The sequence below is a fragment of the Mesorhizobium sp. M7A.F.Ca.CA.001.04.2.1 genome, from assembly GCF_003998485.1.
GTDB lineage: Bacteria > Pseudomonadota > Alphaproteobacteria > Rhizobiales > Rhizobiaceae > Mesorhizobium > Mesorhizobium ciceri.
This window is the reverse complement of the sequence record NZ_RZQT01000059.1, coordinates 12,655-39,461: the sequence shown is the minus strand read 5'-3', so window position 1 is coordinate 39,461 and position 26,807 is coordinate 12,655. Positions and strand designations below refer to the sequence as shown.

The window sequence follows — 26,807 nt, the reverse complement described above, 5'->3', positions numbered from 1 at the left end:
TCAGAAACGCACCGTCGAGGACACGTGGCGCCACATCGGCCACCTCGTCGAAACCATCGAGGCAGCCGAATGCAAAAACTACTTCGCAAAAGCCGGGTACGCTTCCGTCAAAACGTGAAACGCTCTAGCAGCGCCTGGTGATCGTCTCCGAAGGCCGCGATCATGCGCACACCGGTCACATCCTGTGAAAGTTTGGTCAGGCCTTCGAGATAGGGTTTCTTGCCGGTCGATTGCTGCATCGGCCCATCAAAAACGACGTCGTCAGCGACATAGGATGCTGCCTTTTCGAGGTCGTGTCCTGTCCACGCTTTGGTGAAGGCAGTGGCGATGTCGAGGGGTGCTGTCTGTGTCATGGCTTTGTCCTGATAGATTGATTCAGAACCCCGCGCCCTTTCCGCATTCAAGGACCAACGGCGAGCCGGCTTCCCGGTTCCTCCTTTGAGGTGAATGGTGACATTTCGGCCTCTCGCCACCTCGGCGGCGTTCGGCTACATCTGCCGGCTGGAGACCTGAAATGACTGAACTCGACACCCGAAAGACCATCGTGCTGACCGGCGCCAGCCGCGGCATCGGCCACGCCACCGTCAAGCGTTTTTCGCGCGAGGGCTGGCGCGTCATCACCTGCTCCAGGCAGGCTTTCGCCGAGGACTGCCCGTGGCCGGCCGGGCCGGAAGACCACATCAAGGTCGATCTCGCCGATCAGGAGGATGTCGGCATCGCCGTCTCCGAAATTCGCCACCGGCTGGAAGCGCATGGCGGCCAGTTGCATGCGCTGGTCAACAATGCCGGCATTTCGCCGAAGCTCAAGGACGGCAACAGCCGCATGAATTCGATCGACACGCCGATGCATGTCTGGCGCGACGTGTTCCAGGTCAATTTCTTCGCGCCGATCATGCTGGCGCGCGGGCTGTTCAAGGAACTGGCGGCGGCCAAGGGCTCGATCGTCAACGTAACCTCGATCGCCGGAACCCGCGTGCATCCCTTCGCCGGCACGGCCTACGCGACATCGAAGGCGGCACTCGGCTCGCTGACGCGCGAGATGGCGCATGATTTCGGTCCGCACGGCATCCGCGTCAACGCGATTGCGCCGGGCGAAATCGATACCGCGATCCTGTCGCCGGGCACGGACAAGATCGTCGAGACCATTCCTCTCAGGCGCCTTGGCACCACGGCCGAAGTCGCCGACATCATCTTTTTCCTGTGCTCGCAGCAGGCGTCGTATGTGACTGGCTCGGAAATCCACATCAATGGCGGCCAGCACGTGTGACAAAACAGGATGCTCATCCTGTTATGGTGAGAACAGCCTTGCCGCTGAAGCTGCGCTGTCGCAGTGCGTCCAGCGCTTGAGCGACGTCTGTCCACGGCGCCGTCAAGGCCACGCGCGTTTCGAGCCGGCCGGCTGCGACCAGAGCGAGCAGTGAGGCGATGTCCTCGCCGATGCCTGGACCAGACGTGTAGTACGCAAAAGTCTGAAGCCTTGCCCCTTCATGATCCGGAACGAACTGGCGGAATCCGACGGGCGTCAGCTCGCCGCTGCTCGAACCGAACATGACGATGGTCCCGCCAAGTGCGATACGTTCGATCGCGCGTGCGAGGCTTTGGCCGCCGACCGACTCGGTGATCAGCGAGAACGGCCCCTCGGCCAGATCGATCGCTTCGACAACCTGCCGGGCTCCGAGGCCGCGGAGATCGTCGGCGTGCCGGGCCGCGGCGATTGCCGTCACCGAGGCGCCTTGCTCGCGGGCGATCTGGATCTGAAAACGGCCGACCGCTCCGCTTGCACCGGTGATCAAGACCTGCTGGCCGGCGAGGTCGCCGCCATGGCGTAGAGTCCTTAGTGCCGTCGTACCGGCGACAGGAAGCGTGGCTGCGGAAACGAAACTGACGCTGTCCGGCAGGACGGCGAGACGGTCGATTGGGACTGCGATGCGTTCGGCCCAACCGGCCTCGTCGACCAAAGCAACAACCCGGGCGCCGACGGCTGGCCCGGAACCATCGGCTGCTCTTCGTTCGACAATCCCCGCGATGTCCTGGCCGGGTGTCCAGCCCTCGGGGCGTATGGCAAGCAGGCGCAGTTCGCCCCGGTTCAACGAAGTTGCGTGGACAGAGACAAGCGCTTCGTTCGAAGCCGGTTGAGGCTCGGCGATGTCGGCGAGCCTCAACCCGGTCGCGCTTTCGGGAGAGATGACCAGGGCGAGCATGGTGTACCTTGTTGCTGGCTTGTCGGTGCCAGCTTGCTGTGGAAAGCACGGCAAGCTGAGTACGAGCCGGAGCTTATCGACTTTCGCCGTTAAAGAATTTAGCTATCATGGCGTTTAATCGCTAATAACAGTCAACCATGAGACAACCCCTCAGCTACCCCTGGCTCGATCTCGATGTGGATGACCCTGCCGCGCCGGCGATTGCCGTGCGCGTCGACATCCCCGACACCAGAGCGGAAGTCCCCGCCCATCGGCACCGCAAAGGCCAACTCGTCTTCGCACTCGGCGGCGGCGTCACATGCCGCGTTCCAAGCGGTCTATGGATGGTGCCGCCGCATTGCGGGGTGTGGATCCCCGGCGGCATGGAGCACAGCAATGTCGCAACCGCCAACGGCCGGATTTTTTTCGTCTACATAGAGCCGGGAGCCGCCGATCTGCCGGAGCGGTGCTGCACGTTTTCAATCTCGCCCCTGCTGCGCGAATTGATCATCGAGCTTTCCGATCGGGTGGAGGGTGACGGGGCGAGGGGCGAACTCTTGACCAAGATGCTGCTCACCGAATTGCCACGCATGCCTGTCCAGCAATTTCACCTGCCGATCTCGTCCGAGCCACGCTTGAACAGGATCGCCGAAGCGTTGGCGCAAGACCCTGCCGATCGCAGCACACTGGCGGAATGGGCCAACCGCATCGCGCTCAGCGAGAGCAGCCTCGCCCGCCTTGTGGCAAAGGAGACGGGGCTGAGTTTCGGGCGCTGGCGCCAGCAATTGCACTTGATCGTTGCAATTCGGGAACTGGCTTCCGGCAAGAGTGTCCAGCAGGTCTCGGGCGATCTCGGCTATGGTTCCGTTACGGCCTTCATCACCATGTTCAAGAAGGCGCTTGGGAAGCCGCCGGCCAAATACCTCAGCGGTATCGCGCAAAATGGCGGCTCTGCATTCGTGGCGTGATGCTCGCTTGAAAGGGTGGTCGAGCCGATCACGTTGCCAGCGTGCGAGAGTGCAGCTTGGGCTTTGGGACTCAGGCCACCGACGGCTCGGCGGTTTCGCGCCTCAACTCCGGTTTGGAACCGAGAACTTCTTCCACAATCCCGCGCGCAATCTCGCGCTCGCCCATGATCACCGTATCGGCGCCCAAACCCTTGAGATGTTCGACCTCGGCATCGGAATGGGCACGGGCGATGACGTTGATAGCGGGATTGGCGGCGCGGGCGCGGAGCACGATCTGGCCGGCTTCGAAGGCATTGGGGATCGCAAGGATCAGCCGGCTGGCGCCCTCGGGATTGGCGGCGGCGAACACTTCGGCATTGGCCGCATTGCCGGCGACGGTCTCGACGCTGTCCGCTTTCAGCTTCGCCAGCGTCTTGTCGGCGTCCTCGATGACCAGGAAGGGCATTGCCGCGCCTTTCAGCGCCGAGCCGACCAGGCCACCGACACGGCCGTAGCCGATCAGGATGGCATGGCCGGTGAGTGTCGTCTTTGGCGGCGGCCCGTCCTCCTTTTTCGCCGCTGCCGCGACAGAGGCCACCTGGCCCGGCTCCGTCGCCGGACCAACCGGTTTTGCCTCGACCGGTGGTGCCGTCCTGGCGGCGCGCCGTTCCAGCCACGGCTTCATCCAGTCGATGGCCAGGAACATCAGCGGGTTGAGGACAATCGACAGGATCGCACCGGCCAGAATGAGGTCGCGGCCCTGTTCCGGCAGCAGCTTCAGCCCGACGCCGAGTTCAGCCAGGATGAAGGAGAACTCGCCGATCTGGGCGAGGCTTGCCGAGATTATCAGCGCCGTGGCGATGGGATAGCCGAAGGCAACAACGATGGCGAACGCGGCCAGTGATTTGCCGATGACGATGATGGCGAGCGTCGCCAGGATCGGCCAACCATTGCTGATCAGGCTGAACGGGTCGAACAGCATGCCGACTGAGACGAAGAACAGCACGGAGAAGGCATCGCGCAGCGGCAGCGATTCTTCCGCCGCGCGGTGGCTGAGTTCGGATTCGCTCATGATCATGCCGGCGAAGAAGGCGCCCAGCGCCAGCGAGACACCGAACAGTTTGGCCGCACCGAAGGCGACGCCGAGCGCGATGGCCAGAACCGCCAGCCGGAACAGTTCGCGCGAGCCGGTATGGGCGACATAGTGCAGGATCCAGGGAATGACCCGGCGGCCGACCACCAGCATGACGATGACGAAAGCGGTGACCTTGGCCAGCGTGATGCCGACGACGCCCCAGATGCCGTAGCTGGCCGGCAGCGACAGCAGGCCGCTGGCATGGGCGTCGGCCTGCTCCTGGCCGCCGAGCACGCCAGCGAGCGCCGGCAGCAGCACCAGCGCCAGCACCATGGCCAGATCCTCGACGATCAGCCAGCCGACGGCGATGCGGCCGCGCTCGGTCTCGATCATCCGCCGTTCCTGCAGGGCACGCAGCAGCACCACGGTCGAGGCGACCGACAACGCCAGGCCGAACACCAGCCCCGCGCCCATCGACCAGCCGAGCATCCAGGCAAGACCAGCGCCAAGCGCGGTGGCAAAGCCGATCTGGACGATGGCGCCCGGCACGGCGATGGCACGCACCGACAGCAGATCCTTGAGCGAGAAGTGCAGCCCGACGCCGAACATCAGCAAGATGACGCCGATTTCGGCCAGTTCGTTGGCAAGCCCGGCATCGGCGACGAAGCCGGGCGTGTTCGGCCCGACCAGCACGCCGGCTATGAGATAACCGACCAGGGGCGGAATGCGGAAGCGGTTGGCGAGAGCCCCGAAGACGAAAGCCAGCCCCAGACCGGCGACGATGGTGGCGATAAGGGGCGTGTCATGCGGCATTGTCTATGGAGCGCCTTTCAAGTCAGCGATGTTGGATGAGCGCCGCCCAAGGCCGCCGCCTGTTTGCAATATGATGGATGGTATGTCGGCGATGCAACCCGCAAAGCCGTGAAATCGACGGCGCTGCCGCGAAAATTTGACCGGCGGCTGAGAAAGCTGCCGGCCGGATCGGAATTTGTGCGGAGCTATTCGTCTCGATTCGTCAGGGCCGATCGATGATCAGGCTGCCCGCAGCAAGGCCTCGATTTCCGGTATGGCATGGTTGGTCAATGTCTTGGGAATTTCGGCGGTCACCTTGTCCCCGACCTCCTTGTGCAGCTTTTTGCGCATTGTCCCAAGCACCACCGGCGGCGCGACGAGCACGATCTCGCTGAACTCGCCGTCATGCGCGAGCTTGTAGAGCCGGGCGGCGATTTCATCGGCAAAACGCTCCTTGCCGATGCGGTGCCAGTCCGTATCCTCGACTGCGCTGCGGTGTAAGGAGGGACCATCACTGTATCGGCCGGGGCTGTCACTGCCTTGCTCGCGGGTGGGCGGGTTGTCCTGCTGCATTTCCTGCACCACTTCGAGATTCGGATATTTGTTGTCACCGGCGTTCCTGAGGAAAAGCGCCTTCTCGCCATCGGCCACGATCACCCAGATACCGTGCTTGAGTATGATTGTGTTCATGATGACAGGGCTCCTTTTTAGCCGCGTGGCGACCTTTAGTTGGCATTCCGCAGCCGGATTTCGATCCGACATGACGGGCCTTTTGAGAACGCACCTCGAGCCGGTAATGTTCCAGTCGGCAGCCACGTCGGCGTCGGACATTCTGGCTATCCCGAGGTCGCGACTTTAATCTACTAACTTGGTAGAATTTAGAAAAAACAGTTTTGCGGCTTTTCTCGCCGGGCGCTAAAAGAGCCACAAATCAAGGCCTGCGACAGCAGCTTGAATCCGCTCTATCTGTAAATGAGAAATATTTTTCTCTTGGCCGGGATGCTTTCAGAAAAGCAATTGCATCCCGATAAGGGATGCGCGAGTGCGTTCCTTCTGGTTTCTCGCGCTCGCGCGTAGAACTGCAAGCTCATTGAGGATTCCGCTCGCGTCCATGTCGCACACTGCTCCCAAGCTCAACGCCTTCCCCGTGTTCATGCGGGTTGAGGGCGAAGCTGTGGCCATCGTCGGGGGCGGCGAAGAGGCGCTGGCCAAGGCGCGGCTGATCGGACAGTCGAGCGCGCTCCTGCGGATCGTCGCGGAACACGCCGAGCCCGACCTGCTCGCCTTCGTCGCCCAGGCCGGCGCGACGCATTTTGCCGCGGCTTACGAGGCGTCGCAGCTCGAAGGCGCGGTCATGGTGTTTGCCGCCAGCGGCGACGAGGAACTCGACCGCCGGGTGGCCGCGGATGCGCGCCGCCTAGGCATTCCGGTCAATGCCGTCGATCGGCCTGAGCTTTGCGATTTCTTCACCCCGGCGCTGGTCAACCGCGCGCCGGTGGCCATCGCCATCGGCACCGAGGGGGCAGGCCCGGTGCTTGCCCAGATGTTGCGCGGCCGCATCGACCGCATGCTGTCGCCGTCGCTCGGGCCGCTGGCAATTCTTGCGGCTTCGTTTCGCGGGGCTGCCGAGAAGCTGCTGCCGAGAGGCAATGCCCGCCGCCGCTTCTGGAATGATTTCTTCGCTGGCGCTCCTGCGCGCGCGGCTGAAGCCGGCCAGCTTTCGCAGGCGCATGACGCCGCCGTCGATCTTCTGCTGTCGAACACGCCCGCTTGCGGTCACATCGCGCTGGTTGGCGCCGGTCCGGGCGCCGAGGATCTATTGACCTTGCGAGCCCATCGTCTGCTGATGGAAGCCGATGTCATCGTCCATGACGCCCTTGTGCCCGAGGCGGTCGTTGCCATGGGTCGCCGCGATGCCGAGCGCCTGCCGGTCGGAAAGCGCAAGGGCTGCCACACCAAGAGCCAGGCTGAGATCAATGCGCTGCTGGTCGAGCTTGGCCGTGAAGGCAAGCGTGTCGTGCGGCTGAAGTCTGGCGATCCGCTGGTGTTCGGCCGGGCCGGCGAAGAGATGGCGGCACTTCGCGACGCCGGCATCGCCTATGAGGTGGTCCCGGGCGTCACCGCGGCCTTTGCCGCCGCCGCCGATTTCGAACTGCCGCTGACCTTGCGCGGTGTCTCCTCGTCGATGGTGTTCACCACCGGCCACGACCTCAAGGGCAATTCGCTGCCCGACTGGGCCAAGCTCGCGATTTCCGGCGCTACCGTCGCCGTCTATATGGGCCGCTCGGTGGCGGCCGAGGTTGCCGGACGGCTGATCGAGGCCGGCCTGTCGCCGGACACTGCGGTGGCCGTGGTCGAGAATGCCAGCCTCGCCAACCGGCGGCGCTTCCACGGCACGCTTGCCGACCTGCCGTCGCTGGAAGCGCGCGCCGATCTTTCCGGTCCGGTCATGACCATCATCGGCGATGCGGTCGCCGGCGCCAACTTTGAACGGTCCGAGCCGCTGGCGGCACACAGGCATGAAGGCGCGTCCAGTTCGGTCGCCGAAGGAGTTCAGCAATGAAGATACTGACCGCCAACCGCCTCACCGACGGCATCGCCGTCTGGTACGCCGATGGCGGCTGGGCCGAGACGGTGGATCATGCCGACCTCGCCCATGACAAGGCAGCCGATGACAGGCTCGAGGCGATCGGCGCCAAGGCCTATGCCGCCAACGAAGTGGTCGACGTCAATTTGATCGACGCCGAAGTCGTCAACGGCGTCGTCCAACCGGTGCGGCTGCGCGAGAAGATCCGCGCCGCCGGCCCGACCATCCGCAACGATCTCGGCAAGCAGGCTGCGCGGGCAGTATAACCAAGACACCAGGCATGGGCGGACGCGCCCTGAAAGACCAAGCATGTACCGTTACGATGAGTTCGACCACGATTTTGTCCAGGCCCGCGTCGCCGAGTTCAGCGACCAGGTGCAGCGCCGTCTTGCCGGCGAGATCACCGAGGACCAGTTCCGGCCATTGAGGCTGATGAACGGCGTCTATCTGCAGCTGCATGCCTACATGCTGCGCATCGCGGTGCCCTATGGCACGCTGAACGGCAAGCAGCTGCGCATGCTCGGCCACATCGCCCGCAAATACGACAAGGGCTACGGCCATTTCACCACGCGCCAGAACATCCAGTTCAACTGGCCGGCGCTGTCGGACATTCCGGCGATCCTGGCCGATCTCGCAAGCGTCGAGATGCACGCCATCCAGACCAGCGGCAATTGCATCCGCAACGTCACCGCCGACCATTTCGCCGGCGCTGCCGCCGACGAGGTCGCCGATCCGCGTCCCTACGCGGAAATCCTGCGCCAGTGGTCGTCGGTGCATCCGGAATTCTCGTTCCTGCCGCGCAAGTTCAAGATCGCGGTGACGGGGGCCGAGCGCGACCGCGCCGCCATCCAGACCCACGACATCGGCCTGCACCTGAGGAAGAACGCCGCCGGCGAACTCGGTTTCGCCGTCTATATCGGCGGCGGCCAGGGCCGCACGCCAATGGTTGCCCGCAAGATTCGCGACTTCCTGCCGGAAGCCGACCTTTTGTCCTACTGCACGGCGATCCTGCGCGTTTACAACCTCTATGGCCGCCGCGACAACAAGTACAAGGCGCGCATCAAGATCCTCGTCCATGAGACCGGCGTCGAGGAGATCACCCGCCAAATCGAGGCCGAGTGGCAAGAGTTGAAAGACGCCCAGCTGAAGCTGCCGGAAGCCGATATCCGCGCCATCGAGGCCTATTTCGCGCCACCGGCACTCGCTGAGCGGCTGGAAGGCGACCAGGCGGTCAAGCTGGCGCGGCTCGATTCCAAGGGGTTCTCGGAGTGGCTCGACCAGAATGTCGTGACGCACCGCCATCCCGATTATGCGGCGGTGACGATCTCGCTGAAGGGCATCGGCGAGGTGCCCGGCGACGCCTCGGACAGCCAGATGGACGCAATTGCCGACATCGCCGAGACATATGGCTTTGACGAGCTGCGTGTCAGCCATGAGCAGAACCTGATCCTGCCGCATGTGGCCCGCGCCGACCTCAAGGCGGTCTATGATGCGCTGGTCGGCATCGGCCTGGCCACGGCCAATTCCAACCTGATATCGGACATCATCGCTTGCCCGGGCCTCGACTACTGCGCGCTGGCCACGGCGCGCTCGATCCCAATCGCGCAGGAAATCTCGCGCCGCTTCGCCTCGCTTGAGCGGCAGCGCGAGATCGGCGAACTGAAGCTGAAGATCTCCGGCTGCATCAACGCCTGCGGTCATCACCATGTCGGCCACATCGGCATCCTCGGCGTCGAGAAGAAGGGCTCCGAACTCTATCAGGTGACGCTGGGCGGCTCGGCCGACGAGAACACCTCGGTCGGCGAGATCATCGGCCGCGGCTTCTCTTCGGAAGAGATCACCGACGCCATCGAACAGATCGTCGAGACCTATCTCGGCCTTCGGCTCGACCCACAAGAGAAATTCATCGACGCCTACCGCCGAGTCGGTCCCGCGCCGTTCAAGGAGGCGCTCTATGCTGGCGAAGCCAAGGCCGCTTGACCGTATTGGAGACGTCGATGACGGCATCGCCGCCAAAGCGGCAGGGCTCGATGCGCTCTATGGTCATCTGAAGCCGCTCGAGATCATCGAACGCTCGGCCCGCGAACTGTTCCTCGACGAGATCGCGGCGGTGTCGTCGTTCGGCGCGGATTCGGCCGTGCTGCTGCACATGATCGCCAAGATCGACCGGACGCTGCCGGTCATCTTCCTCGACACCGGCAAGCATTTCGAGGAGACGCTCGGCTATCGCGATGCGCTTGCCGCCGATTTCGGGCTGACCAACATAAGGGTGATCAAACCCGAGGAAGCAGCACTCGAACGGATCGATCCGACGGGCAATCTGCACCAAAGCGATACCGATGCCTGCTGCGACGTGCGCAAGGTGGAGCCGCTGGCGCGCGGTGTCGCGCCATTTCGTGCCTGGCTCACTGGCCGCAAGCGTTTTCAGGCCGCGACGCGGGCAGCGCTGCCGGTGTTCGAGGCGGTCGGGCCGCGTATCCGCATCAATCCGCTGGCGCATTGGACGACATCGGACCAGGCCGACTATATGCGCGCGCATGCGCTGCGCGAAAATCCGCTGGTCGCTTATGGCTATCTGTCGATCGGCTGCTTCCCGTGCACGCAGCCGGTGCAGCCGGGCGAGGACGCGCGCAGCGGCCGCTGGGCCGGTCATGCCAAGACCGAGTGCGGCATTCACCTGTCGGGGCTGGAGAAGTCGCTGACCGACGCATCCCTTTAGGATATGCTGATATTCAGGTGGGGCTGGCCTGCAAACGGCGGCTTCCTGCGCTTCCGGTGCTCACGTACTTCAAGTACGCTCCGCTCCGGTTCTCGGAAGCCGCCATTTTCGGCGCAGCCTGACCTGAATCTCAACACATCCTTGGTTCGTTTGACTGTTTAGGAACTTTTTGATGACTGGACCGACGACACCGGAGACCCGGCTCTGGACCCCTGCGGGTTTTCAGGAGGATGAGTGGACGCATGCCGAAAGCGCCGATGCGCTGTCCGGCAACGGCCGCTTTATCCTGCCGTTGCAAGTCTTCCTCGATCTCGATCCGGAGGTGCGCCGCTCGGCCAAGGAACGGCTCGGCGTCTTGCTGCAGCCGGGTGATCAGCTCGAGAAGATCGCCGACCTGCTCGACCAGCTGTCGCTGGTGGCGCTGGCCTTTCCGGCCTTCAGCGACGGCCGCTCCTTCTCCAAGGGAGAACTGCTGCGCGGCCGCTACCATTTCGAAGGTGCCGTTCGCGCCACGGGCCAGGTACTGGTCGACCAACTGCCGCATATGCTGCGCCTGGGCTTCGACGAGTTCGAGATATCGAACCCCGTGCTGTTGAAGCGCCTGGAGGAGGGCCGCATCGGCGGATTGGGGCTCTACTACCAGCCAGCCGCCGTGCCGGAACCAAAAGGCCCGAAATACTCCTGGCGGCGCGTTCGCAGCGGCTGACGTTGCGGTAATTCCGCGCGTCTTTACAACGCCCCCTGTTCAAGCCTTCTCTTGAGCTTCCGGATGGAAAATCCGGAATGATCGGGGAGGGGTCTTCATGCGTTACGACTATGTCATAGCCGGCGGTGGGTCCGCCGGCTGTGCGCTTGCCGCACGGCTTTCGGAAGATCCCTCGAAAACGGTCTGCCTGATCGAAGCTGGCGGTGAGGGCAGGGATATGCTGATCCGCGCTCCGGCTGGCATTATCGGTATGCTTTCCGGCCGGCCCAGGATCAACAACTGGGCCTTCGAAACCGTGCCGCAGCAAGGTCTTGGCGGCCGCAAGGGCTACCAGCCGCGCGGCAAGGCGCTGGGCGGCTCCAGCGCCATCAATGCGATGCTCTATGTCAGGGGCCATCGCAGCGACTATGACGAATGGGCCGATCTGGGCTGTGAGGGCTGGTCGTGGGATGAGGTTCTGCCCTATTTCCGGCGCGCCGAAGGCAATGAGCGCGGCACTGATGCCCTGCACGGCGGGGACGGCCCGCTGAAAGTGTCGAACCAGCGCTCGCCGAGGCCAATCGCCAAGGCCTTCATAGAGGCTTGTGCCGAAAACCAGATTCGCGCCTCGGACGATTTCAACGGACCGGAACAAGAGGGCGCCGGCTATTTCCAGGTGACCCAATTTGCCGGTGGCGCCCGCAATGGCGAGCGCTGTTCGACTGCCGCCGCCTATCTCCATCCGGTGATGCAGCGGACCAATCTGACCGTGATCACGCGGGCGCACGCCACAGGCATCGTCCTTGACGGCAAGCGGGCCACCGGTATCCGCTACCGGACACGCAAAGGCGAGGCAGTGGCGCAGGCGTCGTGCGAGGTGATCCTGTGTGGCGGTGCCTTCGGTTCGCCGCAGCTTTTGTTGCTGTCGGGTATCGGCCCGGCGGCCGAACTTGCCGTGCATGGCATTCCCGTCGTCCACGAATTGCCGGGCGTCGGCAAGAACCTGCAGGACCACCTCGATTTCATCGTCGGCTGGAGATCGAAGGACACCGATATGCTTGGCATGAGCCCGCGCGGCGCGTTGGGTTTCCTACGGCATATCGCGCAGTGGCGGCGGGATGGGACCGGGCTGGTCGCCTCGCCGGCGGCCGAGAGCGGCGCTTTCGTCAAATCCGACCCGGCGCTTGAGCGCCCTGACCTGCAGCTGCAATTCGTCATCGGGCTGGTCGAAAACCATGCGCGCACGCTGCACTACGGCTTCGGCTTCTCCTGTCATGTCTGCATATTGCGGCCGCACTCGCGTGGCGAGGTTGGGCTGGCCAGCGCCGATCCACTTGCCGCGCCGCGCATCGATCCGCGCTTTCTCAGCGACCAGCGCGATGCGGAGCTGCTGTTGAAAGGCGTGAGGATCACCCGGCAGGTGCTGGCTTCACCGGCGCTGACGCGCTACCGGCACAAGGAAATGCACATCGCCGGCGAGCCAAGCGATGCCGATCTGATGACCCATATCCGCACCCGCGCCGACACAGTCTATCACCCGGTCGGCTCCTGTCGGATGGGGGTAGACGAGATGGCGGTGGTCGATCCGCAACTCAAGGTGCGCGGGCTTGAAGCCTTGCGTGTCGTGGACGCCTCGGTGATGCCGACACTGATTGGTGGCAACACCAATGCGCCAACCATCATGATCGCCGAAAAGGCCGCCGACATGATCAGGGCTGCCTGATAGGAGCTCCAGGCCGCGGTGCCTATAGACTGGCGGTCGTTTTGTTTTTCTTGGTTTGACGCAATTGCCTCAGGGAAACGCTACGCGCTTTCCCTGGAAACCGTTCACACCTCTGCTGGAATTGCTTAAGCCGCCGCCCGTGCCTCGCGGAACGACACCAGCTTGCGGCGGTTCTCGTCCCACAACGCCAGTTTAACGCAGCGCAGGCTTTCCAGCAGCGTGACACGGCCGATGTCGCGCAGCTCGGGATAATCCCGCAGCACTTCCTGCAACCGGTAGCACGGCACCTTGGCGGAGAGGTGATGGACGTGATGGACACCGATGTTGCCGGTGAACCAGTTCAGCACCGGCGGGAGGTCGTAATAGGACGATCCGTGCAAGGCAGCGTGCTGGAATTCCCAGTCGACATCCTTCGCCCATTCCGTTTCCTCGAACTGGTGCTGGACATAGAACAGCCAGATGCCGGCCGAACCGGCGAGGATGACGATCGGCAGGTGGACCACCAGGAACGCGCCGGGACCGACGAACCAAATGAGGATGGCTGCTGCGACCGCGATGCCAAGATTGGTGGTCATCGACGACACCCAAGGGGTCAGGCCGCCGCGCATCATGCCGACGGGCAGCCTTTGCTCGAAGATGAACAGCCAGATCGGACCGAGCCCGAACATCACCAGCGGGTGGCGATAGAGACGATAGGCAAGGCGGCCTCGCCACGACATCTGCCGGTATTCTGCAACGGTCAGCGTCCGGATGTCGCCCATGCCGCGTTCGTCAAGATTGCCGGCGCTGGCGTGGTGGGTCGCGTGGGCGCGCCGCCAGCAATCGTAGGGCGTCAGCGTCAGGATGCCGAGCGCGCGGCCGATCCAGTCGTCCGCGTAGCGATTGGCGAAGAAGGAGCCGTGGCCGCAATCGTGCTGGATCATGAAGATGCGCACCAGAAACCCGGCCGCGGGAAGGATGAGGATCAGTCCCCACCAATGGCCATAGGCATAGGCCGCCGAGGACAGGCCCCAGAGTATGGCGAATGGAATGAGAGTGATGGCGAGTTCGACGGTGCTGCGCCGCCTGTCAGGCTTCTTGTAGCGGGCGAGAATCTTCAGCCAGGCGCGCTTGCTGTTGGCGACCGTCTCAGGGGAAATCATGTTCATCAGGAAGCATAGGCGGGGTGCCTCGCCGCCGCAAGGCGACATCACGCAAAATTACTGTGCGTAATTGTCGCGTGGCCCGGCGGTCGAGCCAGCCAACCGCCGGTTCGACCTGCTGATGATTCTGAGCGTCGGTTTTCCGCTGAGGTCGATCGCTATTCGCGATCGAGGATGGGACAGCCGCGCTCGGTGCCAAAAGTCACGCGCACGCGGTCGCCACCCTGTCTCCCGCGGACTGTGATCTCCCGGCGGCCGACGGACTCTATCCTTGCGCGGCGGATGCCCATTCGGTCTGCCTTGTCGAGGGCCCGGTCCTCCGTGCAGCCTCGTTGACGGCGGTCGCGCCGGTCGTCGCGACGGGGGCCTTCGCAATCGTCATAGGCGGGGTCGCAATCTTCCATGAGCTTCAGCCGCGGGCCATGTTTGCCCAATTGCAGCTGCAGATTGTCTGCTTGTGCCGGAAAAGCCGCCAAGGTGATGGCGCCGAGGCCGACAAGCGCCATCAGCGATGAGGTGATCGAAACCTTGCGCACTACGTCCTCCATTTTGAACCACAACACATCTATCCTTAGATGGTTCGGCTCTCCCCGGCTATTGCCGATAGGAGGTTTGCTGCCAAGATCGATTGTTGCGTTACCGCCGGCGCCAGCCGATGTCACCGCGCTCCGCCCCATCGAGGCGGTCGAGCAGTTCTCTGAGCCGGTCGGGAATGTCGGCCTCGGTGCGGAAGGCCGGCAAGGTGCGTAGAAAGCGGGTCACCGCCTCGGCACCCAACTGGCGCCTGACCTCGATGGCCAGCCCTTCTGCCTTTTCGCCCGTGTTGCGGGTCATCGTCTCAAAATCCTGTGTCGGCTTCGAAACTCCTCCAGCAAGGGAATGGTTCCCCCATCCTGCCTGTGGGGCAAGCAAAGCCGGCAGTTAAGGTAAAATTTGAATTAAAATCGAAATGCCTTGCCTGCCATTGTCCGGCCTTGGCCGGTGGCTTCCATAATCGCTTACCCCTTGATTTTTGGCTGCCAAACATCGATATCGGGCACAAAATCCACATCATTCGAGATTGACGGGAAACGGCGATGAGCGACCAGGCAAAAGACGAACGCGCGCCCGATGAAGTCGAGGCGACCGAGCCCGCAGCCGAGCGCACGGAAGGCAGCACCGTCGGCGACTATGAAGCCCTTGTCCGGCTGCTGAAGGAAAATGAAGAGCTGAAGGACCGCGCGCTGCGCGTGGCGGCCGAGATGGAAAACCTGCGTCGCCGCACGGCGCGCGATGTTCACGATGCGCGCACCTACGCGGTCGCGAATTTCGCCCGCGACATGCTTTCGGTGTCGGACAATCTGCGCCGCGCGCTGGATGCGATTCCCGCCGAGGCCAAGGCATCGGGTGACGCCGGCTTCAAGGCGCTGATCGAAGGCGTCGACCTCACCGAGCGCGCCATGCTGTCGGCGCTGGAACGGCATGGGGTCAAGAAGCTCGCGCCGGAAGGCGAGAAGTTCGATCCCAATTTCCACCAGGCGATGTTCGAAGTGCCCAATCCGGACGTCCCGGCCAACACCGTGGTCCAGGTCGTGCAGCCGGGCTATTCGATCGGCGACCGCGTGCTGCGCCCGGCTATGGTCGGCGTCGCCAAAGGCGGTCCGAAGTTTGCCGCCGCTGAAGCGGCGGTCGAGCCGGGGCCGGTAAACGAGCAGGCTGAGAAAGATGCATAGTTAGGGGAGTAGGGGAGTAGGGCAGTAGGGCAGTAGGGAAAAGGGCAATCGCACCTTCCGTGCGGCTTCGTGCTAAACATACTGCCCTACTGCCCTACTGCCCTATTCCCTTACTCCCCTGGCCTGCAATGAACCCCATCGCGCTTCTCGACTATGCCGGTGTCGCCGTCTTCGCGGCGACCGGAGCGCTTGCGGCTTCGCGCAAGCAGCTCGACATTATCGGCTTCCTGTTCCTGGCCAGCGTCACCGGGATAGGTGGCGGCACGCTTCGCGACGTCATCCTCAACCTGCCGGTTTTCTGGGTCGCCAACTCCGGCTATGTGCTGGTCTGCGCCGCGGTTGCGGTGCTGGTCTTCTTCAGCGCGCATCGTGTCGAATCGCGCTGGAAATGGCTGCTCTGGCTCGACGCCATCGGGCTCGCTGCTTTTTCGGTGATGGGCGCGGCCAAGGGGCTTGCGATTACCGGTTCGCCGGTCGTCTCCGTCATCACCGGCGTGCTCACCGCCACTTTCGGCGGCATTCTGCGCGATCTCCTTGCCGGCGAGCCATCGGTGCTGCTCAGGCCCGAAATCTATGTCACGGCGGCCCTTGCAGGTGCCGGCCTTTACACGCTTGGCGATCTTGCCGGACTGCCGCCGCTCGCCTCGGACCTTGCCGGTTTTGCGGCGGCGTTCCTTGTGCGTGGCGGCGCGCTCAAATTCGGCTGGTCGTTTCCGTCCTACAAGAGCCGGCCCGGCAGGCGGCCGGAAGATATTTTGTGAAAAGGAAGCGAATAGCGAATAGGGGTTGAACGAGATAGCTCCCGCTACTTTCTATTCGCTAGCCTCACGCAGCGAAGCGCTGGGCTTCGCCGCCATAATAGTTGACGTAGCGTGCGCCGATCTCCTTGACCGGCATCACGACGAACACATCGACCGTCGAGAATTCGCGATCGATGACGCAGCCATCGCCGATGCGGGCGCCGACGCGCAGATAGCCCTTGACCAGAGGCGGCATCGCGGCGATCGCCGCCTTGGCATTGACCGCCTCGATCGGCATCAGGTCCATCGAGCAGTAGCGCCCGGAGACCGCGCGCACGTCCCAGGCCGAATTGGTGCGGCAGTGGTGGGCGAGGTAGGTGAGCGCCTCGGCATGCGCCGCCGGCACGGTGCCGTGAAAGGAAGCGCAACCGGTCATCACACCGATTTCATAATGGTTGATGTAAGCCCAGATGCCTTGCCACAACGCTTCGATGGTGCGCTTCGAGCGGTATTCCGGCAAGACGCAGGAGCGGCCGAGTTCAAGGAAACGCTGGCCGGGGTGACGGGCAATGAGCTTGGTCAGCTCGAATTCACCTTCGGAATAGAAACCGCCGGCCGTGGCCGCGATTTCTTGCCGCAGAAGCCGATATGTGCCGACGATACGGCGATGTTCGGGACCGGAAAGCGTGGTGTCCAAAACCAGCAGATGGTCGCAGAGTGGATCGAACCGGTCGGCGTCACGGCGGTCATGGGCCTGGAACAGGTCCTTCCTGGCGCCAAGTTCGTCGTAGAACACCCGGTAGCGCACTTCCTGCGCGGCCGCGATCTCGGCCTCGTTGCGAGCGAGCCGCACTTCAAGATTGCCTATACGGCCCAGTGCCGCGCCCTTTATGACGGAATCGACGTTACGTCCGGCAAGCAAGGCGCTGCTGGCGTTCGGCCGAGTGTCACATTCCGGCATAACTGTATGCACGAGTGATTCTCCTTCGAGCCATCCCTCTTGGCACGGGGATACGGTGTAGGTGCAACAGGATTGTGACAGTACCGTGATACGACGTCGTGGGCAATACTTCGTCGGCTGGCGAATACGATCAACCGGCTACGTTTAAGTGATCGCCCGGTGCGGAATGGGCGGTGGAAAGCTCAGGCCGCGACGACCTGGCCCTCGACGGCATTGACCAGCGCCTCGGGGTCGAGCGGCTTGGTGACAAAGCCGCTGGCTCCATGGGCCAACACCGCATGGCGGGTCTTTTCCTGGCTGTCGGCCGACAGCACCATGATCGGCACCGGCCGCACGGCACTTTCTTCCTCATGGCGGCGGATGGCGGCAATCGCGTCCAGCCCGTCCATGACCGGCATGTGCAGATCCATCAAGACCACGTCGAAGCGGTCCTTGTGCGCGGCGCCGGTGACAGCCTCGACGGCCGCCTTGCCGTTGCCGACCACCCTGACGCGATGCCCGGCCTTCAGCAGCGTGGCGCGGGCCAGCATGGCATTGATGTCATTGTCCTCGGCGATCAGCACCGACAGGCCGCGCTGGCGGTTGCCGACGGCGCGCAGTGTCGGCGCGCCGCGCTTTTCCGGCTGCGGCGGGCCGAGGCTCGGAGCATGGCTGCTCAACAGTACACGCAAAAGTGTTCCGCCGCGCACCGGCCTGGCCAGGAAGGTTGCGTAGCCGCTGGCGCGGAACTCGCCAAGCATGCCGCGATCTGTCGGCGCGATCAGCGTGATCGCCTCACAGTCGGAGAAACCGCTCTGGCGCAGGCGCTTGAGCAGCCTTCCGTCGCCTTCCTCCATCGCTGCATCGACCAGGATCGCGTCGCAGCCGGCGGCGAAAGGCGCGGCCTGTGCGGCGGTGGTGGCGATGTCGACCGCGCCACCGTTGGCACGGATGGTGCGGGCGATGGCGTCGGCCTCGACGGCGTTCTTCGACAGGATCACCACGCGTCTGCCCGAGAGAGCATTCTGGCGGCCCTGCGGCGCTTCGGTGGCCGCTGTCGCAGGGATTTCGAAGACGAACTCGGATCCCTGGCCGAGCCGGCTGGATACCGAGATCGTGCCACCCATGGCGGCCACCAGGCGCCTGGAGATGGCAAGGCCGAGGCCGGCCCCGCCATGTGTGCGTGTCGACGTGCCGTCGGCCTGCTCGAACTCCTCGAAAATGCGCTCCAGGTCGGCATCATGCAGGCCCGGACCGGTATCGGCGATGGTAAAGCATATGCGGTCGCTGGTTTCGGTGCGTGCGCGTGCAATGCTCACCAGCACGCCGCCGCTGTCGGTGAACTTGATGGCGTTGCCGATGAGGTTGAGAAGCACCTGCCTGACCTTGCCTGGATCGGCGGTGATCAATTGCGGCACGTCGGGTTCGACATGACAACCCAGCCCGATATCCTTGGCGAAGGCGCGCGCCGCCAGCAATTCGATGATGTTGTCGGCGATCTCGCGCACCGACATCGGCTGCGGCTCCGGGTCGAAACGCCCGGCTTCGATCTTGGAATAGTCGAGAAGATCCTCGATCAGGGCAAGCAATGCGCTGGCTGAGGTCGAGACGGCGCCGACATAGGTCTGCTGCTCCGGCGACAGGCTGGTGTCGGCGAGCAACCTGGCCATGCCCATGATGCCGTTCATCGGGGTGCGGATTTCATGGCTGACGGTGGCGAGGAAACGCGATTTGGCCTGGCTGGCATATTCGGCCCGTTCGCGTGCGGTGATCAGCGAGGACTCGGCGCGTTTGCGGGCGGTGATGTCGCGGGCGATGGCGCGGTGCGAAACCGCGCCACTGTCCTTGTCGCGCACCGACAGTTCGATCCAGGAGAACCAGCGCTGCCCGCTCGGCGTGCTGATAGAGACATCGGTGGAACTCAGGCACTCATGGTCGGAAAAGGCGGCATCGGGAACCATGCCGACCTCGATGCCGAGTTCCGCCAGGGTCTTGCCGGCAAGATCGCGCTGGTCGATCTCGACGAGATCGGCGAAGACCTTGTTGGCATAGACGATGTAGCCGTCGCGGTCGCGATGGATGACAAGATCGCCAAGCGCGTCGATCAGGCCGCGAAAGCGCTCATCGCTCTCCTGCATCTCCCACATGCGGTCGGCCAGCGTCTCGATCTCGGCGCGGCTGCGGGCCGTGGTTTCGTCAAGAAGGGCGGCGGTGCGATGTTCGCTCCGCCTGGCGCGCAGATGCATGGCAAGGCCGGCTAGGCCGGTTGCGAGCAATGCAACGCTGATGAACATCGGTGCCCCGGTCAGGTGCGCCAGCCCGGCCATCACCACGATGGCGACGAATGTCAGAAAGGACAGGCCTTCGCGCCTGGAGAATTCCGGCTCGGGCACCAGCGGCGGCGCGGCGACGAAGCGCCGCGTCGACGCCGGCGGGAGCACCGCATCGACATCGTCGCCAGTGTCCGCCTGTTGGCTGCCGGATTGCGCGATCATGCGAAATTCTTGCCAGACAGAGCTTATGGAAAATTGCGGCGGATCGTTCCAATTTTAGCGGATGAGCGCTTTTTGCCGAGGCGCGGCGGGTTTGCCACCAGATCTGGCGATTGCATCCGCCCTTCCGGCAGTTGGGCGGAGTCACATATCCACGACGACGCGGCCGCGGATCTTGCCCTCGACGATATCGCGCGCGGCATCGACGATGCCGTCGAACCCGATGGTGCTGGACAGGCTGGCGAGCTTCTGCAGATCGAGGTCGGTGCCGATGCGGCGCCATGCCTCGAGGCGGACTGCTTTCGGCGCCATCACTGAATCGATGCCGAGCAATGAGACACCGCGCAGGATGAAGGGCGCGACGCTGGCCGGCAGGTCCATGCCGCCGGCCAGGCCGCAGGCGGCGACCGCGCCGCCATAGGAGGTCATCGAGAGCACATTGGCCAGCGTGTGGCTGCCGACAGCGTCGATGCCGCCCGCCCAGCGCTCCTTGGCCAGCGGCTTGGCCGGCTGGGCAAGCTCCTCGCGCGAGATCACCTCGGCGGCGCCAAGGTCCATCAGAAAGGGGCTTTCGGCATTGCGGCCGGTGGAAGCAATGACATGGTAGCCGAGGCTGGACAGGATGGAGACCGCGACCGAGCCGACGCCGCCGGCTGCCCCCGTCACCACCACCGGGCCGCGATCGGGCAGGATGCCGTGCCGCTCCAGGGCCATGACACAGAGCATGGCGGTATATCCTGCGGTGCCGACGGCCATCGCGTCATGCGGGCTGATGCCTTGCGGCAGCGGCACCAGCCAGTCGCCCTTGACGCGGGCACGGCCTGCATAGGCACCGAAATGGGTTTCGCCGACGCCCCAGCCATTCAGCACGACCTTGTCTCCGGCGCGCCAGTCGGGATGCGAGGACGAAATGACGGTGCCGGCGAAATCGATGCCCGGCACCAGCGGCCAGCGGCGGATCACCGGCGCCTTGCCTGTGATCGCCAAGCCATCCTTGTAGTTCACCGTCGTTGCCTCGACCGCGACGGTGACATCGCCTTCCATCAGGTCGGCCTCGGTGAGATCGGTCACGGCGACCGACTGCTTTTTCTCGGCGTCACGCGAAACGAGGATGGCTTTGAAGGTTTCGGACATGTCTTTCTCCGCGATCTTGACGACATGAACTGTGCGGCGATGGCCGCACGGGGTCAATCCTTGGAAGGACTGGCTTTGGGTTCGCGCCGCCAGCCGACCAGCTCGTCGAAGACGACCAACGCCGCGCCAACCGAAATGAAGGCGTCGGCAAGGTTGAAGACGGCGAAGGACCAGACCGGCGTGTGGAACAGGATGTAGTCGATGACGTGGCCGTAGACGGCGCGGTCGATCAGATTGCCGAGCGCGCCGCCGACGATCAGCGCAAAGCCGGTGCGGGCAAGGATCTGGGACGGCGCGATCCGTGTCGCCAGGAACAGCACGAAAGCAACGACGGCGAGCGAAATGACGATCAGCCCGGTGTCGCCGAAGGACGAGAACATCGAGAAGGCGATGCCGGTATTGTAGGTGCGAAACAGCGCCAGGAAGGGCAGCAGATCAACCTTCTCCTGAAAAGGCAGATCGGCCTCGACCAGGTATTTTATCCACTGGTCGAGCGCGATGGCCGCGACGACGAGCAATGCGTAGGGAGACCATGATCTCACGGGCAGGCAACCTTCATTGCTGGTCCAGGATTGGCTCGAGCTTCAGCGCGCCGCGCCGGATCTCGAACAGCATGATGCCGGTGGCAACGGCCAGATTGAGCGAATCGGCACGGCCCGCTTGCGGAATCCTGAGCAGCCTGTCGCAACTCGCAGCCAGGCTTTCGGGCAGTCCCTGCTGCTCGTTGCCCATCATCAGCAGCACGGGCCCGCGGGAAAAATCGACCGAGCGGTAGTCGACGGCGCCTTTCAGGTGGGTTCCGGCGACGAGGCCTGAAAACCCGCCTCGCCAGGCGAGGAAAGCCTCGGTTGTCGCCTTCGCCACCGGCACGGCAAAGATCGAACCCATGGTGGCACGCACCGTCTCCACGGAGAATGGATCAGTGGTATCGCCGACCAGGATGACGCCTTTGGCGCCGACGGCATCGACGGTGCGGATGACAGTGCCGAGATTGCCGGGGTCGCGCACCCGGTCGAGCGCCACCCAGACGTCGCCATTGTCAGCGCGGACATCCTTCAAGGCGAGGAATTTTTGCGAAAAGACGCCGACCACCATTTGCGGGTTGTCGCGACGGGTGATGGCGACCAGCACCTTCTCCGACACTTCGAGCACCATGCCGCCTGCCGCAACCGTGCGTGCGGCCACCTTCTCCACCGCAGCGTTGCCGCGCCCGGCCTTGGCGAAAACCAATGTCCTGATCTGCCAGCCGAGATCGAGCGCATCGATGACCAGCTTCAATCCCTCGGCCATGAAGGCGTTCTGCTGGTCGCGGAATTTCTTCTGAGCGAGCGCCTTGATGTCCTTGACCAGCGGATTGGCGAGGCTGGTGACCTCCTTCACCTGGCCGGGTGCGCCTGCATGCCGCTCGTTCATTCAGCCACCCAACGCGAAAACAATGAGGTCGATAGCGCCCGGCCGGCGGACTTTTCGCGGATGATCAGCTCACCCGATTCAACCTTGCCGCCCATACCGGCAAAGGTATCGCGCATCAGGGCGTGGATGGCGAAGAAGGAGGCGCGGATCGAATAGGCGGTCAGCACCACGGCGAGCGGCTTCGGCGTCAGGATCGCCCGGCAGAGGTCGGTCAAATCGGGCAGGTCCTCGAACAATTGCCAGACCTCGCCCTTGGGGCCACGGCCATAGGCCGGCGGGTCGAACAGAATGATATCGTAGCGGCTGCCGCGGCGCTCCTCGCGCTCGGCGAATTTGACCGCGTCGTCGACGATCCAGCGGATCGGCTTGCTGCCGAGGCCGGCCATCTCCTGGTTTTCGCGGGCCCAGCCGATCGCCTTCTTCGAGGCATCGACATGGGTGACCTCGGCACCGGCGCGAGCCGCCACCAAGGAAGCGAGACCGGTATAGCCGAACAGGTTCAGAACCTTGACCGGCCGCTTCGCCGCCGCGATCAGCCCGGCCATGTGGTCCCAGTGGGAAGCCTGCTCGGGAAAGACGCCGACATGACGAAACGAGGTGAAACGGCCGAGATAGTCGATGCCGTCATGCTTCATCGGCCAGGTCTCGCCGAGCGGCAGCTTCGGGAAACGCCAGCGGCCGATCCCCTCCTCGTCGGTGTCTCCGGTGAAGACGGCGTCGGCGCGCTCCCATTCCTTTGCCGGCAAGGCCTTTTGCCAGATCGCCTGGCCCTCTGGCCGCACGATCCGGTAGGGGCCATATTGTTCGAGCTTCTGGCCGGTGCCGCTGTCGAGCAGCGCATAATCGGCATTGGGCGCCACTTCCAGGATCACGGGAAGATGTTCAGTGGGCAGAGCGCCTTCGCGGCGGGCCAGGATGCGCGGCGCCGAGTTCGGTTCGGAACGATTTTCCGTCTTCGCCTCATGGCGCTCGCGCGGTGGCGCTTCCGGTCTGGCAGGAGCCTGGCCGGGACGCGGGCGTGACACGTCCGCCGCACTCTTGGCGGATGGATGTGGACGGTTGTCGCGGCGTTTGTCGCGAAAAGACTTCAAGCGGGGGCAACTCCGAACGGCGTGGCCGCTTTTGACATAGGGCAACCGGCTTCGCAACCAAGTCCGACAGGTCGGCCTCTCCGGTTTATGTCTGCCGGCGATGGACCAATGTCAAAGAAACAGGCAAATCTGCTCGATGTCCCGCTCCGAACGCCTACTCGACCTCATACAGTGCTTGCGCCGGCATCGCCGGCCGGTGAGCGGGCACATGCTTGCCGACGAGACGGGCGTTTCGATCCGCACGCTCTACCGCGACATCGCCACGCTGCAGGGCCAGGGCGCGCCGATCGAGGGTGAGGCGGGGTTGGGTTATGTGCTCAAGCCCGGCTTCATGCTGCCGCCGCTGATGTTCAGCGACGAGGAGATCGAAGCCATTGTGCTCGGCTCGCGCTGGGTCGCCAGGCAGCCGGACCAGCGTCTCTCGGCCGCCGCCGCCAACGCGTTGGCCAAGATCGCAGCCGTGCTGCCCGACGATCTGCGCGAGGATCTTGACGCGAGCACACTGCTGGTCGGGCCTCCTGCCGTGGCCACCGAGGGCATCGACCTTGGTCTGGTGCGGCAGGCCATCCGCAACGAGCGCAAGCTCGGCTTTCTCTACCGCGATGCCGGCGGGGCCGTGTCCCAGCGCGTCGTCTGGCCATTTGCGCTGGGCTTCTTCGACAAGGTGCGGGTGGTGGTGGCGTGGTGCGAGATGCGGCAGGATTTCCGGCATTTTCGCGCCGATCGCATCGCCGAACTCCAAGCAATGGACACGCGCTATCCGCGTCGTCGCCAGGCGCTGCTCAAGGAATGGCGAACGACGCTCGACAAGCCGCGTGGTTCGCGATGACTGCTGCCATATTCTGACAGTAGCCTATCTTATGTTCGCCAAGTCGAAACACCGAACCTTGGAGAGCAGATATGGTCACCCCGAATTTCGTCATCCTCTATGTCGACCAGCCGCAGCAGAGCGGTGCCTTCTACAGCGCGCTGCTCGGTCGTGAGCCGGTCGAAAGTTCGCCGACCTTCGTGCTGTTCGTGCTCGATGCCGGCTTCAAGCTCGGCCTGTGGTCGCGCCATACGGTGGAGCCGGCAGCCGCCACGTCAGGCGGTGGCGCCGAAATCGTGTTTGCGCTGGATACGCCCGATGCGGTCGATGCCGCCCATGCCGACTGGTCCGGGCGCGGGCTGAAGATCCTGCAGACGCCGACCGACATGGATTTCGGCCGCACTTTTGTCGCGCTCGATCCCGACAATCATCGCCTGCGCGTCTACTGGCTGTCCGACGGGGAACAGGCCAATGGGGAACAGAAATGAGCGCGTATTGGATAGCGGTGGCGTCGGCCGAGCATGTCCGGCGTGGTCGCACAGCCGGCTTCATGCAGGTCAACCACGGCAAGGCGGCACCGCTGCGTCGCGTCAAGCCGGGTGATGGCGTCGTCTACTATTCGCCGACCACTGTTTTGGGCGACAAAGACGGCCTGCAGGCTTTCACGGCGATAGGCATCGTGCGGGAAGGCGAGCCTTATCAGGGCGATATGGGCGCCGGCTTCACGCCGTTCCGCCGCGATGTGGCATGGGCCAAGGCCGAGGAAGCGCCGATCAAGCCGCTGCTCGACAGGCTGGACTTCACCGTGGCCAAGTCGAACTGGGGTTATCAGCTTCGCTTTGGCCTTTTTGAAATCGGGGATCACGATTTTCGTGTGATCGCCGAGGCGATGGGCGCCGAAATGGGTGCAACGGTAAACTAGGCCGTGAGCGCCTTGTAGACGGCAACGCCGGCGGCAAGATCCTCGAGCGCCGCTCCGACCGACTTGAACAGCGTGATCTCACCGGCGCTCTCGCGGCCCTTCTTCCGGCCGCGCGCCAATTCGTGCAGATCGGCGACGATGGCTTCCGGTTTCAGCACGCCGGAGGCCAGCGGTTGGACGATGTCGCCGGCTTCCTTGGTGGCGCCGGCGCGGGTGTCGACATAGACGCGGGCAAGCCTGATCGCATCGTCATCGCTCTCGCGCATCGTCGGCGTAAAGCCGCCGACCAGGTCGACATGGGTTCCCGGCCGCAACAATGCGCCCTTGATCAACGGCGTGGTCGTGATCGTCGCCGAGGAGACGATGTCGGCCTGCCCAAGCTCCGTATCGAGATCGCTTGCCGCGCTGGCCGCGAAGCCCTGGGCGCACAGATCGGCCGCGACTTTCTCGGCATTGGCCGGGGTGCGGTTCCAGATGCGGATGGTCTTGATGGGCCGCACGGCCGAGTGCGCCTTGGCGAGGAAGGGCGACAGCGCGCCGGCGCCGACCACAAGCAGCCGCGAGGCATCGTCGCGGGCGAGATAGGAGGCCGCGAGCGCCGAAGCACAGGCGGTGCGCCATTGTGTCAGCCGCTGGCCGTCGATCAGGGCCTCGGGTTCGCCGGTGGCGCCGTTGAGCAGAAGATAGAGCCCCATCACCGCGGGCTTGCCGATGGCATTGTTGTCGGGCGACACGGTGACGATCTTGACGCCGACGTGACCGCCGGCCGACGTGCCGGCCGCGTTGAGATCGGTCCAGGCCGGCATCAAAAGCAGTGTGGAGGCGGCACCATCGGGCCGCTCGATCGTATGATGATGCCTGACCGGCTGCACCGCACCGTCGCGAAACGCCATGCGCAGCGTCTCGACCAGTCCGGGAAAGGTCAGCGCATGGTCGACCTCTGCGGCCGAAATGGTCAGCATGAAAAACTCCGTGAGGACAAAACCGCCGATTGGCGGCTCAAGCGGTCGGCTTCGGCAATGCTGCCCCTTGGGCGGACCCCGGTGCCTGGCTTTGTGATACCGCCGGCGCACGGCTGACCGCCTGGCGCAGGTTCTCGGCTTCGACGCCGCGCTGGCGCGCCAGCTTGCGATAGCGACCCTGTTTGACCCACGTAGCCAGACTGCCGACGATCATGCCGATGGCGAGCGCCAGGAACAGGAAGATGAACAGCGGCAAAGTCAGGGTCAGCTTCGGATTGCCGGGATTGAAGGGGTCCAGCGTGAAGGCGACCAGTTCGCGGTTGGCGACAGCGAGTGCGATCAGGATGATCGCCAGGGGCACGAAGATCGCGATGAGGATGAAGCGATTGAACATGATGTTTTCCGTCGGAAGCTGGCCTGTCCGAAAGGCCGTCAGGCGCTGGCGTCGCGCCTACTTGCCGCCGTTCAGCCTTTCACGCAGTTCCTTGCCGGTCTTGAAGAACGGCACCCATTTCTCCTCGACCTCGACGGATTCGCCGGTGCGCGGATTGCGTCCGGTGCGCGCGGGACGATTTTTCACCGAAAAAGCGCCGAAGCCACGCAACTCGACCCGGTTGCCTTCGGCAAGGGCGTCGGTGATTTCATCAAAGATCGCGCCGACGATGTTTTCGACGTCGCGCAGGAAAAGATGCGGATTGCGCGTGGCAATAATCTGCACAAGTTCGGACTTGATCATGAGACGG

General features: G+C 63.9%; 29 protein-coding genes and 1 pseudogene. 14 read left to right on the top strand and 16 right to left on the bottom strand.

Annotated features, from left to right (window positions below; translation table 11 throughout):
* Positions 1-118 (top strand): annotated as a pseudogene (locus tag EN955_RS35120) (IS630 family transposase); the annotation flags it as partial.
* On the opposite strand, the gene EN955_RS19480 reads toward EN955_RS35120, so the two are convergent.
* Positions 108-353 carry a nuclear transport factor 2 family protein gene (locus tag EN955_RS19480; RefSeq protein ID WP_024502846.1) on the bottom strand — a complete coding sequence of 82 codons (246 nt, stop codon included), beginning with the start codon at positions 351-353 and terminating at the stop codon, positions 108-110. The pseudogene EN955_RS35120 and the gene EN955_RS19480 sit on opposite strands and share 11 nt — an antisense overlap.
* Positions 354-514: 161 nt before the next feature.
* Here EN955_RS19480 and EN955_RS19475 point away from each other — a divergent pair, with 161 nt between their 5' ends.
* On the top strand, positions 515-1,267 hold the full coding sequence (locus EN955_RS19475) for an SDR family oxidoreductase (protein WP_013529556.1): 753 nt from the start codon (positions 515-517) through the stop codon (positions 1,265-1,267).
* 13 nt (positions 1,268-1,280) lie between these two features.
* On the opposite strand, the gene EN955_RS19470 is transcribed toward EN955_RS19475, so the two are convergent.
* A complete protein-coding gene (locus EN955_RS19470) occupies positions 1,281-2,201 on the bottom strand; it encodes a zinc-binding dehydrogenase (protein ID WP_024502845.1) in 921 nt (306 codons plus the stop codon).
* Between the two features lie 137 nt (positions 2,202-2,338).
* On the opposite strand from EN955_RS19470, the gene EN955_RS19465 reads away from it, so the two are divergent.
* A complete protein-coding gene (locus tag EN955_RS19465; RefSeq protein WP_024502844.1) occupies positions 2,339-3,148 on the top strand; it encodes a helix-turn-helix transcriptional regulator in 810 nt (269 codons plus the stop codon).
* 70 nt (positions 3,149-3,218) lie between these two features.
* On the opposite strand, the gene ybaL is transcribed toward EN955_RS19465, so the two are convergent.
* Both ybaL and EN955_RS19455 read right to left on the bottom strand, forming a co-directional pair.
* A complete protein-coding gene (gene ybaL, locus EN955_RS19460) occupies positions 3,219-5,015 on the bottom strand; it encodes a YbaL family putative K(+) efflux transporter (protein WP_024502843.1) in 1,797 nt (598 codons plus the stop codon).
* A 219-nt stretch (positions 5,016-5,234) separates the two neighbouring features.
* On the bottom strand, positions 5,235-5,684 hold the full coding sequence (locus tag EN955_RS19455) for a host attachment family protein (protein ID WP_024502842.1): 450 nt from the start codon (positions 5,682-5,684) through the stop codon (positions 5,235-5,237).
* A gap of 421 nt (positions 5,685-6,105) precedes the next feature.
* Here EN955_RS19455 and cysG point away from each other — a divergent pair, with 421 nt between their 5' ends.
* The 6 genes from cysG to EN955_RS19425 all read left to right on the top strand — a co-directional run bounded on the left by cysG (position 6,106) and on the right by EN955_RS19425 (position 12,708).
* Positions 6,106-7,557, top strand: a complete 1,452-nt coding sequence (cysG, locus tag EN955_RS19450) for a siroheme synthase CysG (RefSeq protein WP_024502841.1) — start codon at positions 6,106-6,108, stop codon at positions 7,555-7,557.
* The gene (locus tag EN955_RS19445) at positions 7,554-7,847 is read left to right on the top strand and encodes a DUF2849 domain-containing protein (RefSeq protein ID WP_024502840.1); all 294 of its coding nucleotides are present in this window, start codon (positions 7,554-7,556) and stop codon (positions 7,845-7,847) included. The genes cysG and EN955_RS19445 overlap by 4 nt, the downstream gene beginning before the upstream one ends.
* Positions 7,848-7,890: 43 nt before the next feature.
* Positions 7,891-9,561: a nitrite/sulfite reductase gene (locus tag EN955_RS19440; RefSeq protein ID WP_024502839.1), complete on the top strand. Its 1,671-nt coding sequence runs from the start codon at positions 7,891-7,893 to the stop codon at positions 9,559-9,561.
* Entirely contained in the window at positions 9,536-10,300 is a 765-nt protein-coding gene (locus EN955_RS19435; RefSeq protein WP_024502838.1) for a phosphoadenylyl-sulfate reductase, read from the top strand. Before EN955_RS19440 ends, EN955_RS19435 begins: the two co-directional genes overlap by 26 nt.
* A gap of 172 nt (positions 10,301-10,472) precedes the next feature.
* On the top strand, positions 10,473-11,006 hold the full coding sequence (locus tag EN955_RS19430; RefSeq protein WP_024502837.1) for a DUF934 domain-containing protein: 534 nt from the start codon (positions 10,473-10,475) through the stop codon (positions 11,004-11,006).
* A 97-nt stretch (positions 11,007-11,103) separates the two neighbouring features.
* The gene (locus tag EN955_RS19425) at positions 11,104-12,708 is read left to right on the top strand and encodes a GMC family oxidoreductase N-terminal domain-containing protein (RefSeq protein WP_024502836.1); all 1,605 of its coding nucleotides are present in this window, start codon (positions 11,104-11,106) and stop codon (positions 12,706-12,708) included.
* Positions 12,709-12,833: 125 nt separating this feature from the next.
* Here EN955_RS19425 and EN955_RS19420 read toward each other — a convergent pair whose 3' ends face one another.
* The 3 genes from EN955_RS19420 to EN955_RS19410 form a co-directional block, all read right to left on the bottom strand.
* Complete coding sequence (locus tag EN955_RS19420) at positions 12,834-13,856, bottom strand: fatty acid desaturase (protein WP_013529567.1); 1,023 nt, start codon at positions 13,854-13,856, stop codon at positions 12,834-12,836.
* A 152-nt stretch (positions 13,857-14,008) separates the two neighbouring features.
* Positions 14,009-14,512 carry a hypothetical protein gene (locus tag EN955_RS19415; RefSeq protein WP_338101333.1) on the bottom strand — a complete coding sequence of 168 codons (504 nt, stop codon included), beginning with the start codon at positions 14,510-14,512 and terminating at the stop codon, positions 14,009-14,011.
* Positions 14,487-14,684, bottom strand: coding sequence for a hypothetical protein (locus EN955_RS19410; protein WP_024502834.1), 198 nt, complete (start codon positions 14,682-14,684; stop codon positions 14,487-14,489). Before EN955_RS19410 ends, EN955_RS19415 begins: the two co-directional genes overlap by 26 nt.
* Before the next feature lie 242 nt (positions 14,685-14,926).
* On the opposite strand from EN955_RS19410, the gene grpE reads away from it, so the two are divergent.
* Both grpE and EN955_RS19400 read left to right on the top strand, forming a co-directional pair.
* Complete coding sequence (gene grpE / locus EN955_RS19405; RefSeq protein WP_024502833.1) at positions 14,927-15,562, top strand: nucleotide exchange factor GrpE; 636 nt, start codon at positions 14,927-14,929, stop codon at positions 15,560-15,562.
* A 128-nt stretch (positions 15,563-15,690) separates the two neighbouring features.
* Complete coding sequence (locus EN955_RS19400; RefSeq protein ID WP_013529571.1) at positions 15,691-16,323, top strand: trimeric intracellular cation channel family protein; 633 nt, start codon at positions 15,691-15,693, stop codon at positions 16,321-16,323.
* 64 nt (positions 16,324-16,387) lie between these two features.
* Here the strand turns inward: EN955_RS19400 and EN955_RS19395 are convergent, their stop codons facing one another.
* The 6 genes from EN955_RS19395 to EN955_RS19370 all read right to left on the bottom strand — a co-directional run bounded on the left by EN955_RS19395 (position 16,388) and on the right by EN955_RS19370 (position 23,372).
* Positions 16,388-17,263: a GNAT family N-acetyltransferase gene (locus EN955_RS19395; protein WP_023812526.1), complete on the bottom strand. Its 876-nt coding sequence runs from the start codon at positions 17,261-17,263 to the stop codon at positions 16,388-16,390.
* 182 nt (positions 17,264-17,445) lie between these two features.
* Positions 17,446-19,737 (bottom strand): PAS domain-containing hybrid sensor histidine kinase/response regulator, encoded by a 2,292-nt coding sequence (locus EN955_RS19390; RefSeq protein WP_024502832.1) that lies wholly within the window; start codon positions 19,735-19,737, stop codon positions 17,446-17,448.
* 141 nt (positions 19,738-19,878) lie between these two features.
* The gene (locus EN955_RS19385; RefSeq protein WP_024502831.1) at positions 19,879-20,868 is read right to left on the bottom strand and encodes an MDR family oxidoreductase; all 990 of its coding nucleotides are present in this window, start codon (positions 20,866-20,868) and stop codon (positions 19,879-19,881) included.
* Positions 20,869-20,921: 53 nt separating this feature from the next.
* Positions 20,922-21,410, bottom strand: coding sequence for a signal peptidase II (gene lspA, locus EN955_RS19380; RefSeq protein ID WP_013529575.1), 489 nt, complete (start codon positions 21,408-21,410; stop codon positions 20,922-20,924).
* Positions 21,411-21,423: 13 nt separating this feature from the next.
* Positions 21,424-22,281, bottom strand: a complete 858-nt coding sequence (locus EN955_RS19375) for an RNA methyltransferase (protein ID WP_013529576.1) — start codon at positions 22,279-22,281, stop codon at positions 21,424-21,426.
* Entirely contained in the window at positions 22,278-23,372 is a 1,095-nt protein-coding gene (locus tag EN955_RS19370) for a class I SAM-dependent rRNA methyltransferase (protein ID WP_013529577.1), read from the bottom strand. Before EN955_RS19370 ends, EN955_RS19375 begins: the two co-directional genes overlap by 4 nt.
* 136 nt (positions 23,373-23,508) lie before the next feature.
* Between EN955_RS19370 and EN955_RS19365 the strand changes: the two genes are divergently transcribed.
* The 3 genes from EN955_RS19365 (at position 23,509) to EN955_RS19355 (ending at position 25,102) form a co-directional block, all read left to right on the top strand.
* Positions 23,509-24,201 (top strand): YafY family protein, encoded by a 693-nt coding sequence (locus EN955_RS19365; protein ID WP_024502830.1) that lies wholly within the window; start codon positions 23,509-23,511, stop codon positions 24,199-24,201.
* Between the two features lie 71 nt (positions 24,202-24,272).
* On the top strand, positions 24,273-24,668 hold the full coding sequence (locus EN955_RS19360) for a VOC family protein (RefSeq protein ID WP_024502829.1): 396 nt from the start codon (positions 24,273-24,275) through the stop codon (positions 24,666-24,668).
* The gene (locus EN955_RS19355) at positions 24,665-25,102 is read left to right on the top strand and encodes an EVE domain-containing protein (protein WP_024502828.1); all 438 of its coding nucleotides are present in this window, start codon (positions 24,665-24,667) and stop codon (positions 25,100-25,102) included. The genes EN955_RS19360 and EN955_RS19355 overlap by 4 nt, the downstream gene beginning before the upstream one ends.
* Here EN955_RS19355 and EN955_RS19350 read toward each other — a convergent pair.
* The 3 genes from EN955_RS19350 to EN955_RS19340 are packed head-to-tail and all read right to left on the bottom strand — an operon-like array spanning position 25,099 to position 26,800.
* The gene (locus tag EN955_RS19350) at positions 25,099-26,064 is read right to left on the bottom strand and encodes an ornithine cyclodeaminase family protein (protein WP_024502827.1); all 966 of its coding nucleotides are present in this window, start codon (positions 26,062-26,064) and stop codon (positions 25,099-25,101) included. The genes EN955_RS19355 and EN955_RS19350 overlap by 4 nt on opposite strands.
* A gap of 37 nt (positions 26,065-26,101) precedes the next feature.
* Complete coding sequence (locus EN955_RS19345) at positions 26,102-26,458, bottom strand: DUF1049 domain-containing protein (RefSeq protein WP_024502826.1); 357 nt, start codon at positions 26,456-26,458, stop codon at positions 26,102-26,104.
* Positions 26,459-26,515: 57 nt separating this feature from the next.
* On the bottom strand, positions 26,516-26,800 hold the full coding sequence (locus EN955_RS19340) for an integration host factor subunit beta (protein WP_006200394.1): 285 nt from the start codon (positions 26,798-26,800) through the stop codon (positions 26,516-26,518).
* Between the last annotated feature and the right edge of the window lie 7 nt (positions 26,801-26,807).

Excerpts from the sequence above, each read along its gene's own strand:
- EN955_RS19350 (WP_024502827.1), bottom strand. The coding sequence starts at position 26,064 with ATGCTGACCATTTCGGCCGCAGAGGTCGACCATGCGCTGACCTTTCCC.
- cysG (WP_024502841.1), top strand. The coding sequence starts at position 6,106 with ATGTCGCACACTGCTCCCAAGCTCAACGCCTTCCCCGTGTTCATGCGG.
- EN955_RS19340 (WP_006200394.1), bottom strand. The coding sequence starts at position 26,800 with ATGATCAAGTCCGAACTTGTGCAGATTATTGCCACGCGCAATCCGCAT.
- EN955_RS19385 (WP_024502831.1), bottom strand. The coding sequence starts at position 20,868 with ATGTCCGAAACCTTCAAAGCCATCCTCGTTTCGCGTGACGCCGAGAAA.
- EN955_RS19440 (WP_024502839.1), top strand. The coding sequence starts at position 7,891 with ATGTACCGTTACGATGAGTTCGACCACGATTTTGTCCAGGCCCGCGTC.
- EN955_RS19465 (WP_024502844.1), top strand. The coding sequence starts at position 2,339 with ATGAGACAACCCCTCAGCTACCCCTGGCTCGATCTCGATGTGGATGAC.
- EN955_RS19365 (WP_024502830.1), top strand. The coding sequence starts at position 23,509 with ATGTCCCGCTCCGAACGCCTACTCGACCTCATACAGTGCTTGCGCCGG.
- EN955_RS19355 (WP_024502828.1), top strand. The coding sequence starts at position 24,665 with ATGAGCGCGTATTGGATAGCGGTGGCGTCGGCCGAGCATGTCCGGCGT.
- EN955_RS19425 (WP_024502836.1), top strand. The coding sequence starts at position 11,104 with ATGCGTTACGACTATGTCATAGCCGGCGGTGGGTCCGCCGGCTGTGCG.
- EN955_RS19435 (WP_024502838.1), top strand. The coding sequence starts at position 9,536 with ATGCTGGCGAAGCCAAGGCCGCTTGACCGTATTGGAGACGTCGATGAC.
- EN955_RS19400 (WP_013529571.1), top strand. The coding sequence starts at position 15,691 with ATGAACCCCATCGCGCTTCTCGACTATGCCGGTGTCGCCGTCTTCGCG.
- EN955_RS19360 (WP_024502829.1), top strand. The coding sequence starts at position 24,273 with ATGGTCACCCCGAATTTCGTCATCCTCTATGTCGACCAGCCGCAGCAG.
- EN955_RS19420 (WP_013529567.1), bottom strand. The coding sequence starts at position 13,856 with ATGAACATGATTTCCCCTGAGACGGTCGCCAACAGCAAGCGCGCCTGG.
- EN955_RS19345 (WP_024502826.1), bottom strand. The coding sequence starts at position 26,458 with ATGTTCAATCGCTTCATCCTCATCGCGATCTTCGTGCCCCTGGCGATC.
- EN955_RS19430 (WP_024502837.1), top strand. The coding sequence starts at position 10,473 with ATGACTGGACCGACGACACCGGAGACCCGGCTCTGGACCCCTGCGGGT.
- EN955_RS19395 (WP_023812526.1), bottom strand. The coding sequence starts at position 17,263 with ATGCCGGAATGTGACACTCGGCCGAACGCCAGCAGCGCCTTGCTTGCC.
- EN955_RS19455 (WP_024502842.1), bottom strand. The coding sequence starts at position 5,684 with ATGAACACAATCATACTCAAGCACGGTATCTGGGTGATCGTGGCCGAT.
- EN955_RS19375 (WP_013529576.1), bottom strand. The coding sequence starts at position 22,281 with ATGAACGAGCGGCATGCAGGCGCACCCGGCCAGGTGAAGGAGGTCACC.
- grpE (WP_024502833.1), top strand. The coding sequence starts at position 14,927 with ATGAGCGACCAGGCAAAAGACGAACGCGCGCCCGATGAAGTCGAGGCG.
- EN955_RS19475 (WP_013529556.1), top strand. The coding sequence starts at position 515 with ATGACTGAACTCGACACCCGAAAGACCATCGTGCTGACCGGCGCCAGC.
- EN955_RS19390 (WP_024502832.1), bottom strand. The coding sequence starts at position 19,737 with ATGATCGCGCAATCCGGCAGCCAACAGGCGGACACTGGCGACGATGTC.
- ybaL (WP_024502843.1), bottom strand. The coding sequence starts at position 5,015 with ATGCCGCATGACACGCCCCTTATCGCCACCATCGTCGCCGGTCTGGGG.
- EN955_RS19410 (WP_024502834.1), bottom strand. The coding sequence starts at position 14,684 with ATGACCCGCAACACGGGCGAAAAGGCAGAAGGGCTGGCCATCGAGGTC.
- EN955_RS19445 (WP_024502840.1), top strand. The coding sequence starts at position 7,554 with ATGAAGATACTGACCGCCAACCGCCTCACCGACGGCATCGCCGTCTGG.
- EN955_RS19470 (WP_024502845.1), bottom strand. The coding sequence starts at position 2,201 with ATGCTCGCCCTGGTCATCTCTCCCGAAAGCGCGACCGGGTTGAGGCTC.
- EN955_RS19480 (WP_024502846.1), bottom strand. The coding sequence starts at position 353 with ATGACACAGACAGCACCCCTCGACATCGCCACTGCCTTCACCAAAGCG.